This window comes from Cyanobium sp. BA5m-10, from assembly GCF_024346255.1.
Lineage (GTDB): Bacteria > Cyanobacteriota > Cyanobacteriia > PCC-6307 > Cyanobiaceae > Cyanobium_A > Cyanobium_A usitatum.
Genome location: NZ_JAGQCP010000009.1, coordinates 62,459 through 71,300, shown reverse-complemented (window position 1 = coordinate 71,300; position 8,842 = coordinate 62,459). Strand labels below are relative to the sequence as shown.

Genomic DNA, 8,842 nt, shown 5'->3' with positions numbered 1-8,842 from the left:
GTATGGAAGGTGGCAAGCCACCAGACGGAATCCCGTCGAGCGCAAGGACATTGCGTAACAGGACTGTAACGGAAGATTGCGGGATTAGTGAGAAGGCCGGCCGGGAGGCGCCAAAGCCCTGCTGATGGATCCCATAAGCGCTGCTTATATCGGGGTGCGGCAGATCACCTGGAGCCCCAGCGTCACCCTTGTACCCACCCGCTTCTGTTTCAACAACTGCGGTTATTGCAGCTTTCGGCGCCCCCCAGATGGCTTAGATCCCTTAGCTGATGGGCTCAGTGATGCCCAGGCGCAAGCGGCATTGAGGCTGCGCCCCTGGGCTGCGGAGGTGCTTTTGCTAAGCGGCGAGGTGCCGCCCGGCTCCCCCCAGCGCCGCGCCTGGTTCAGTCGTCTGCTGGCTCTTAGTCGTCTGGCCTGGATAGAGGGCCGGCTGCCGCACACAAACGCGGGCCCCCTCTCGATAGCTGAAATGGCCGCCCTGGGCCGACTTAATGGCTCCATGGGGCTGATGCTGGAAGGGCTCGGCCTGGCCTACGACGCCTTGCATCGCCAGTCTCCGAGCAAGAGCTTGGCGGTGCGACTCGGCCAGTTGGAGCAGGCTGGTCGTTTAGGGATCCCCTTCACCACGGGGCTGTTGCTGGGCGTGGGGGAGTCCGAGGCCGACAGGCTCGCGGCCCTGGAGTTGCTGGCCCAGCTGCAGCGCCGCTGGGGTCACTTGCAGGAGGTGATCCTCCAGCCCTTCCGCCCCGATGCCACTTCTGCTCTGTTGCTCAATGCCACTGAGCAGGCCGACCTGCTTGGCACCATTGCCGCAGCCCGGACAATCCTGCCGCCGCAAGTGCACCTGCAGTTGCCACCAAATCTTTGGCCCTTGCAAGAGCTACCTGCTGCCCTGGCGGCGGGTATCGATGATCTTGGCGGCATCGATAGCAGTGACGTGATCAACCGCGCCTATCCCCAGCCCACGCCAACGGAGTTAGCGGAAGTGCTTGCCCAGGCTGGCTATGAGCTGACTCCTCGGCTGTGTGTGCATCAAGCCTGGCGCCGCTGTTTGCCGCTGGCTATGCGGCGCCAGGCTCTCCGCGCCGAATCAAGGTTGTTAGCGTCCAAATCTTCCGGACCCAGAAGTCCATGGCCGTGAGCGCCGCGAGCGACCAACGGGTGCTGCTGGTGCGGCTTCCCTGCAATCCAATTTTTCCGATCGGCCCGATCTACCTGGCTGATCACCTGCATAAGCAGTTCCCGCACCTGCCTCAGCAGATTCTTGATCTGGCGGCAGTGCCCCTCCTTGATGTGGAGCAGGTGCTGCTGCGGGCAGTTGAGGCGTTTAGGCCCACCCTGCTGGTGTTCTCCTGGCGCGACATCCAGATTTATGCGCCCGTGGATGGGCGTGGCGGCAATCCCCTGCAGAACTCCTTTGAGGTGTTTTATGCACGCAATCCGCTGCGGCGCCTGCGCGGTGCCTTGGGTGGCCTGGGGTTGATGGCTTCCTTTTACGGTGAGCTATGGCGCAATTTGCGGCTGGTGCGCCGCGGCCTGCGCCGGTCCCGCCGCTTCGAGCCCAAGGCAACCGCTGTGCTGGGAGGGGGTGCGGTGAGTGTGTTTTATGAGCAGCTGGGCCGCAAGCTGCCCAAGGGCACCGTGGTGTCGGTGGGAGAAGGGGAGCCCCTGCTGGAGAAGCTGATCCGCGGTGAATCCCTTGCTGCGGAGCGCTGCTTTTTGGCGGGTGAGGCACCCCGGCCCGGGCTGATCCACGAGCAGCCGGCTGGCATGGATAAAACCGCCTGCAACTACGCCTACATCGCCGAGATTTGGCCACAGCTCGACTGGTATCTCGACGGCGGTGACTTCTACGTGGGCGTCCAGACCAAGCGCGGCTGCCCCCACAACTGCTGCTACTGCGTTTACACCGTGGTGGAGGGCAAGGCGGTGCGCGTCAATCCTGTGGAGGAGGTGATCGCTGAGATGGGCCAGCTCTACGCCAAGGGCGTGAGAGGTTTTTGGTTCACCGATGCCCAGTTCATCCCGGCCCGGCGCTACATCGACGACGCCAAGCAGTTGTTGCGGGCGATTCAGGCCCAGGGTTGGAGCGATATCCGCTGGGCCGCCTATATCCGCGCCGACAATCTCGACGCCGAGCTGGCTGAGCTGATGGTGGCCACCGGCATGGATTACTTCGAGATCGGTATCACCTCGGGCTCCCAGGAGCTCGTGCGCAAGATGCGCATGGGCTACAACCTGCGCACCGTGCTCGAGAACTGCCGCCTGCTGGCTCGGGCCGGCTTCCGTGAGCACGTGTCGGTGAATTACTCGTTCAACGTGATCGACGAGCGGCCAGAGACGATCCGCCAGACCGTGGCCTATCACCGCGAGCTGGAGCGCATCTTCGGGGCCGACAAAGTCGAGCCGGCGATCTTTTTCATCGGCCTGCAGCCCCACACCCACCTGGAGCAATACGGCTTTGATCAGGGCCTGATCAAGCCTGGCTACAACCCGATGAGCATGCTGCCTTGGACTGCTCGTCAGCTGCTCTGGAACCCTGAGCCGATGGGCAGCACCTTCGGCCGCATCTGCCTCGAGGCCTTCGAGCGCAACCCCGGTGATTTCGGCCGCACCGTGATGGACCTGCTTGAGCGTGATTACGGCCTCGCCCCACTGGAAGAGGCCCTACATGCCCCAGTGGAGGGGCGCAAAGCCCTGGCTACGGCGACCCGCTAGACCCGTCTTTGCTCCACCAGCGGCGGCGAATCCAGAGCAGGGCGCCTAGGCCTATCCAGCCAATCAGTCCGCCGATCGGGTTGATGTCGGCGCCACCGGGACCCACCAGCCAGCCAGGCGCTGCTGGGGAAATCTGCAGCAGGCCCTTCTGCACTAGAAACCAACCCCCCACCAGGCCGCCATGCAGGCCTATTGCTCCCCATAGGGAGCCTGAGTCGGCTCGCCGCTGCAGAGCCATCACTAGACCCAACAGAATTAGGCCCCCCAGCAGCCCCAAGGCCTCGAGCCCAGGGGCCCGATACCAGGGGTGCAGCAGGGCAAAGAGCAGCGCCTGCACCACCAGCGCCCGGCGTGCCCCCAGCTGGAGCTCCAGTTCGCCCCATAGCCAGCCGCGAAACAGCAGCTCTTCGGCAAATCCCACCCCCGCCAGCAGCAGCAGGCCGTTGAGCAGCAGGGCTCCATTGAGCTCCCCAAGCCATTGGGCTTGGCCCGCGAGCATTAAGCCCGCGGCAACTAGGGCGAGTAAGAGCAGTGCCTTCAGCAGCCCCCGCACGCCGCTGCGTAGGGCAAGGGCACCTGGCACAGCCAATCCCAGGCGCAGCCAGGGATTGGACTCCTGCCAAACCCGCCTCAGTCTCAAAGGCAGGCTGGTAAGCAACAAAATCAGGGCCACTACCAGACCCGCCAGATCCACCTGGTCGGAGCGCCAGTTGGGGGCTAGGAGGGCAAGAGGCCGGGCCACCAGCCAACCCATTAGGTAGAGCAAGGGCACGTACAACAAGGTGCCCCACCAGTGCGGTCGCACTGCCGCGTTAGCTGCCGCAGCAGGCGGCTCCATCAGCTTTCGGGCTCGAGGCTGCTGCTCAGGCCCTTGCCCTTAAGGGTTTCGCAATAAAACTCAGCGGGCTCTAGATCGCAGACGATCACCAGTCCTACGCCGGTGTTGTGGGCCTCCAGCATTACGGCAATCGCGTCCTGCTCACTGAGCGAGGGCACCACTTGGCGCAGGGTGGTCACCACGTATTCCATCGAGTTGACGGGATCGTTGTGCAGCAGCACCTTGTAGCGGGGCGATGGCTTGCGCACCCGCTCCGGGGCCTTCTCCATCACGGCTGCCCCGCCGCTCTCGCGGCTGGGACTCTGGGTGGCGATTGGCATAGGAGTCATGGCAACAGACATGACGTTTCGCCCTATTAAAGGGCCCGGATGCGCCCCATGGCTTCTTCCACGTTCTCCCGGCTGTTGAAGGCCGAAAGGCGGAAGTAGCCCTCTCCCGCGGCGCCGAAGCCGCTGCCGGGGGTGCCCACTACGTGGGCTTTGCCGAGCAGGTGGTCGAAGAAGCCCCAGGAATCCATGTTTTCGGGGGTTTTCAGCCACACGTAGGGGGCCTGCTCGCCCCCATACACCTGGATACCGGCGGCCGTTAGTTCGTGGCGGATGATCGCCGCGTTTTGCATGTAAAAGGCAACCAGAGCCTGAACTTGGGCCTGCCCCTCGACCGAATACACCGCCTCGGCGCCGCGCTGCACGATGTAGCTGACGCCGTTGAATTTGGTGCACTGGCGCCTGTTCCACAGGGCCCAAAGCTCCACCCGTTCGCCATTGGCGGCAGTGCCCATCAGGCCGCGGGGCACCACGGTGAGAGCGCAGCGGGTGCCGGTGAAGCCGGCGTTCTTGGAAAAGGAGCGAAACTCAATGGCGCACTCGCGGGCGCCTTCGATCTCGTAGATCGAGTGGGGTAGTTCGGGGTCCTGGATGAAGGCCTCGTAGGCGGCGTCAAACAGGATCAGGGCATCGTTGGCGCGGGCGTAATCGACCCAGGCCTGCAGCTGCGCCTTGGTGGCTACAGCGCCGGTGGGGTTATTGGGAAAGCACAGGTAAATCAGATCCACCTTTTCAGTGGGGATCTCGGCGGTGAAGCCGTTGGCTGCGGTGATCGGCAGGTAGGTGAGGCCGCCATAGCGCCCCGCATCGTCGGCGTCGCCGGTGCGCCCTGCCATCACATTGCTGTCCACATAAACCGGGTAAACCGGGTCTGTCACGGCGATGCGGTTGCCCTCGCCGAGGATGTCGAGGATGTTGCTGCTGTCGCATTTGGAGCCGTCGGAGACGAAGATCTCCTCGGCGCTCACCTGGCAGCCGCGGGCCTGGAAATCGCTAGCGGCGATTTTTTCCCGCAGCCATAGGTAGCCCTGCTCGGGGCCGTAGCCGTGGAAGCCCTCGCGGCTGCCCATTTCATCGATGGCGCCCTTCATGGCGGTGCGGCAGGCCTCAGGGAGCGGCTCGGTCACATCGCCGATGCCTAGGCGGATGATCGGCGCCTCGGGATTGGCCTCACTGAAGGCCTTCACCCGCCGTCCGATCTCAGGGAAGAGGTAGCCCGCCTTGAGCTTGAGATAATTGCCGTTGACCTGAGCCATGGTGCGCGGGGTGGGCCGCCGCCGGGCCCGGTGAGTGATGGGGCGATTGTCCTATGCGGCAGATTTGGCTTACGCTGGTAAGCAGGCCTGTGGATGCTCGGATGGATGCTCTGCTCACCCTTTCCTCCAAGGGCCAGCTGGTGATTCCAGCCCGGCTGCGCCAGTTGCTCGGGCTACGCGCCGGCGATCGCCTGGCCCTGAACCTTGAGCCCGATGGCCTGCATCTGGCCCCCCAGGGGGCGGCCAATGCGGCCAGTGCTCATGCACTGATTGGTGCGGCTCACTATGAGGGTGAGCCTGTGCCGCTTGAGCGCATGGACCCGGCGCTCTATGTCTCCAAGGGAACGCCATGACCTTGCCGGTGGCCCTTGACACCAACCTGCTGGTGCGCCTACTCACCAATGACGACCCTGAGCAGGCCCGCCGCGTGGCCGATCTGATCGACGACAGCTCAGCCTGTTTCGTGCCGATCACCGTGGTGCTGGAGCTGGAATGGGTCCTGCGCGGCGCTTATCAATTGCCCCGGGAGGCGATCATTCGGGCCTTCCGAGGCTTGAACGCGATCCGCCAACTGCATCTGGAGCAGGAGGAGCAGGTGTTGCAGGCCCTCGAGGCCTATGCCAAGGGCCTGGATTTCGCCGATGCCCTGCATCTGCTGCGCAGTGAGGGCTGCGCGGCTCTGGTCAGCTTCGATAGAGCTTTGGTGCGCAAGGCTGGCGAGCTGGCGCTCACGCCGGCGGTGCAGCAGCTCTGAGCCCGGTGCTGCATACGATCAACTCAGCTTCCAGCCGCCGTGCCCGTGACCGTTGCCACCTCGGCTGATGCGCCGGTCGACTTCGACGCTCTGGTTGATCTGGGCATCAGCAAGCCCGCCCGCTACCTGGGCAATGAGCTGGGGGTGAAGCCGCGCGACTGGGAGGCCGATTGGAAGGAAGTAGGGGTGCGTTGGGCGCTCACCTACCCCGAGGTCTACGAGGTGGGGGCAAGCAACAGCGGCCACATCATTCTCTATTCAATCCTCAACGCCGTTCCCGGCCAGCTGTGCGACCGCAGCTACCTGCCTGCTCCTGATCTGGCGGCACGCCTGCGCGAGCGCGGTGCCCCCCTCTTTGCAGTGGAGAGCCGGCGCCCCCTAGCCGCCTTCGACATCCTGGGCTTCTCGCTCAGCTACGAGCTGGGCGGCACCAACATCCTCGAGATGCTGGAGCTGGCCGGCATCCCGATTCGGGCTGCTGAGCGGGGCGACCTGCCCCTGGCTCACCCGGATGCGCCACCGCTCATCTTTGCCGGCGGCCCCACCGCCACCAGCAACCCGGAGCCCTTTGCTGCCTTCTTCGACTTCGTGGCCCTCGGCGATGGCGAGGAGCTGCTGCCGGAGATCGGCCTGGTGGTGGCTGAGGCTCGCGCAGCCGGCCATACGCGCCGGCAGCTGCTGCGCGATCTGGCTCAGGTGCCTGGCGTGTACGTGCCCTCGCTCTATGGCCCCGGCGTCGATGGGGTGAGCATCGAGCCGCTCGAACCAGGCGCCCCTGCTCGGGTTCAGCGGCGAACGGCCACGCCGATGCCCCACTACGCCATGGGGTTGGTGCCCCATATCGAAACCGTGCACGACAGGCTCACGGTGGAAATTCGCCGCGGCTGCACCCGCGGTTGCCGCTTCTGTCAGCCGGGGATGCTGACTCGCCCTGCCCGCGATGTGGAGCCAGAAGCGGTCATTGAAGCCGTTGAGGAGGGCATGGGCCGCACCGGCTACAGCGATTTCTCGCTGCTTTCGCTGAGCTGCTCGGATTATCTGGCTCTGCCTGCGGTGGGGGTGGAGCTGCGCAATCGCCTGGCTGACAAAAACGTGAGCCTCACCCTGCCTAGCCAGCGAGTGGATCGTTTTGATCAAAACATCGCCCACATCCTGGGCGGTACCCGCAAGGCGGGCCTCACCTTTGCGCCGGAGGCTGGCAGCCAGCGTCTGCGCGACATCGTCAATAAGGGGCTCACCGACGCAGAGCTGCTGGCCGGCGTGCGTACGGCGATGGAGAACGGCTATCGCAAGTTGAAGCTTTATTTCATGATCGGTCTGCCGGGTGAAACTGACGCTGACGTGCTCGGCATCGCCGATACTTGCCAGGCCCTGCAAGGGCAGTGCTCCGATCTCGGCCGGCTGGAGCTCAACCTCACGATCAGTAATTTCACGCCCAAGCCCCACACGCCATTCCAGTGGCACAGCGTCAGCACCGATGAATTTCGGCGGCGTCAGGAGCTGTTGCGCCGGGCCCTGCGCCAGTTGCGGGGCCTCAAAACTAATTTCAGTGATGTGCGCCTTTCCGCGGTGGAAGACTTTGTCGGCCGCGGCGACCGTCGCCTCTCAGCGGTGATTGAGGCGGCCTGGCGGGCCGGGGCGGGATTGGATGCCTGGTTTGAGTCGGCCGAGCGCAGCTACACCGCCTGGACCGGCGCGATCGAGGCGGCGGGCCTGGGTGGCCGCTACCGCCAGCTGGAGCTAGGCGCCTGGAGCGCGGTGGAGGCGATGGATGCTGCTGACCTGGAGACCTTTTGCGAACAGAGCCTGCCCTGGGACCACATCGATTCCGGCCTGGATAAGCGCTGGCTGGCTGAGGACCTGCAGCGTGCCCTAGCCGCCACCGTGGTGCCCGATTGCTCCTTTGATGGCTGCAGCAGCTGTGGCGTGTGCGGCCCGGAGCTTGGCCACAACGTGGTAATTCCGCCGCCTGCCATTCCGGCGGCCCTTCCCCAGCGGGCCCCTGCCAGCGAGCGGGTCGACCGGCTCCGCATTGGCTTTGCCAAAACTGGCTCCCTGGCTTTGATCAGCCACCTAGACACCTTGCGAATGCTGGAGCGGGCCCTGCGCCGCTCTGGCTTGCCGGTGAGTTTCACCGGTGGCTTCCATCCTCTGCCTCGCCTGCAGCTAGCCCTGCCGCTGCCCTTAGGGGTAGAGGGCAGCGGCGAGTGGCTGGATTTGGAGTTCACCGAACAGGTGGATCCAGGCCTGGTGCGCTCTCGGTTGCAGCCTGAGCTTCCAGCTGGCTTCCAGTTGCTCTCGGCTATTCGGGTTGAGGTGTTTGGCGTCAGCCTTTCCCAAGAGCTGGCTTCTGCCCATTGGCAGTTTGTTTTGCAGCCCCAAGCCGGGGCGCCACCGACCCTGGAGCAGTGGCAGCAGGCCCGCGCCAGCCTGATAGCCGCTGAGACGCTGACCTGGAACGACACAGATAAAAAAGGTCGCCCCCGCAGCCGCGATTGCCGGCCGTTTTTGCTCGATTTGCAATGGGCGGAGCCGCAGTCGGATGGTTCCTTGCTGTGCACCCTATGGGCTGCGATCGATGCCGCTGGCCGCAGTCTCCGCCCTGAGCAGGTGCAGCACTGGCTCGCTGAACGGCTCGGTCAATCCCTTGCCCTGAGTGGCTTACGGCGGAAAGGCTTGGTGCTGAAGCCGTGCTAATTTCCTATCAAGGCGAATAGCCGATTGGGCTCGGTTTATTGATCGAGTTCCAACGGTTGCCGGTAGCCAGGTTCGCTGGTTTAACCGCCCCAGGACACCTCTGTCCCAGTCTTCGCCCCACCGCTCTCAGGAAGCTCGATTCTTGAAAGCTGTTTCGCGGCACTCGATGCGCGAAAGATTCAGAACAGCATTTTTTGCAGTATTGCCGCCAGAGCGATCCGGATTTGCCGGCGTTCCGATCATTTTCTGGACT

At 64.2% G+C, this 8,842-nt stretch carries 8 protein-coding genes; 5 read left to right on the top strand and 3 right to left on the bottom strand.

Features of this window, described 5'->3' with window-relative positions:
- Nucleotides 1–124: 124 nt before the first annotated feature.
- Entirely contained in the window at nt 125–1,141 is a 1,017-nt protein-coding gene (cofG, locus tag KBY85_RS05715; protein ID WP_254960537.1) for a 7,8-didemethyl-8-hydroxy-5-deazariboflavin synthase subunit CofG, read from the top strand.
- The gene (locus tag KBY85_RS05710; RefSeq protein WP_254960536.1) at nt 1,132–2,718 is read left to right on the top strand and encodes a photosystem II high light acclimation radical SAM protein; all 1,587 of its coding nucleotides are present in this window, start codon (nt 1,132–1,134) and stop codon (nt 2,716–2,718) included. Before cofG ends, KBY85_RS05710 begins: the two co-directional genes overlap by 10 nt.
- Here the strand turns inward: KBY85_RS05710 and KBY85_RS05705 are convergent.
- The 3 genes from KBY85_RS05705 to KBY85_RS05695 are packed head-to-tail and all read right to left on the bottom strand — an operon-like array spanning nt 2,702 to nt 5,138.
- Nucleotides 2,702–3,556: a CPBP family intramembrane glutamic endopeptidase gene (locus KBY85_RS05705; RefSeq protein WP_315859970.1), complete on the bottom strand. Its 855-nt coding sequence runs from the start codon at nt 3,554–3,556 to the stop codon at nt 2,702–2,704. The two genes, KBY85_RS05710 and KBY85_RS05705, sit on opposite strands and share 17 nt — an antisense overlap.
- On the bottom strand, nt 3,556–3,885 hold the full coding sequence (clpS, locus tag KBY85_RS05700; RefSeq protein ID WP_396093912.1) for an ATP-dependent Clp protease adapter ClpS: 330 nt from the start codon (nt 3,883–3,885) through the stop codon (nt 3,556–3,558). The genes KBY85_RS05705 and clpS overlap by 1 nt, the downstream gene beginning before the upstream one ends.
- Before the next feature lie 26 nt (nt 3,886–3,911).
- Nucleotides 3,912–5,138, bottom strand: coding sequence for an LL-diaminopimelate aminotransferase (locus tag KBY85_RS05695; protein WP_254931881.1), 1,227 nt, complete (start codon nt 5,136–5,138; stop codon nt 3,912–3,914).
- Between the two features lie 101 nt (nt 5,139–5,239).
- Between KBY85_RS05695 and KBY85_RS05690 the strand changes: the two genes are divergently transcribed.
- From KBY85_RS05690 to KBY85_RS05680, 3 genes are read left to right on the top strand one after another with little or no spacing between them, the layout of a single operon-like run.
- A complete protein-coding gene (locus KBY85_RS05690; protein ID WP_161956154.1) occupies nt 5,240–5,491 on the top strand; it encodes an AbrB/MazE/SpoVT family DNA-binding domain-containing protein in 252 nt (83 codons plus the stop codon).
- On the top strand, nt 5,488–5,892 hold the full coding sequence (locus KBY85_RS05685; protein ID WP_254931882.1) for a type II toxin-antitoxin system VapC family toxin: 405 nt from the start codon (nt 5,488–5,490) through the stop codon (nt 5,890–5,892). Before KBY85_RS05690 ends, KBY85_RS05685 begins: the two co-directional genes overlap by 4 nt.
- Before the next feature lie 39 nt (nt 5,893–5,931).
- Nucleotides 5,932–8,589, top strand: coding sequence for a TIGR03960 family B12-binding radical SAM protein (locus tag KBY85_RS05680; protein WP_396121816.1), 2,658 nt, complete (start codon nt 5,932–5,934; stop codon nt 8,587–8,589).
- The last annotated feature ends 253 nt before the right edge of the window (nt 8,590–8,842 follow it).

Bases quoted from the DNA above. Each gene is read 5' to 3' on its own strand.
- cofG (WP_254960537.1), top strand. From the start codon at position 125: ATGGATCCCATAAGCGCTGCTTATATCGGGGTGCGGCAGATCACCTGG.
- KBY85_RS05710 (WP_254960536.1), top strand. From the start codon at position 1,132: ATGGCCGTGAGCGCCGCGAGCGACCAACGGGTGCTGCTGGTGCGGCTT.
- KBY85_RS05705 (WP_315859970.1), bottom strand. From the start codon at position 3,556: ATGGAGCCGCCTGCTGCGGCAGCTAACGCGGCAGTGCGACCGCACTGG.
- clpS (WP_396093912.1), bottom strand. From the start codon at position 3,885: ATGACTCCTATGCCAATCGCCACCCAGAGTCCCAGCCGCGAGAGCGGC.
- KBY85_RS05695 (WP_254931881.1), bottom strand. From the start codon at position 5,138: ATGGCTCAGGTCAACGGCAATTATCTCAAGCTCAAGGCGGGCTACCTC.
- KBY85_RS05690 (WP_161956154.1), top strand. From the start codon at position 5,240: ATGGATGCTCTGCTCACCCTTTCCTCCAAGGGCCAGCTGGTGATTCCA.
- KBY85_RS05685 (WP_254931882.1), top strand. From the start codon at position 5,488: ATGACCTTGCCGGTGGCCCTTGACACCAACCTGCTGGTGCGCCTACTC.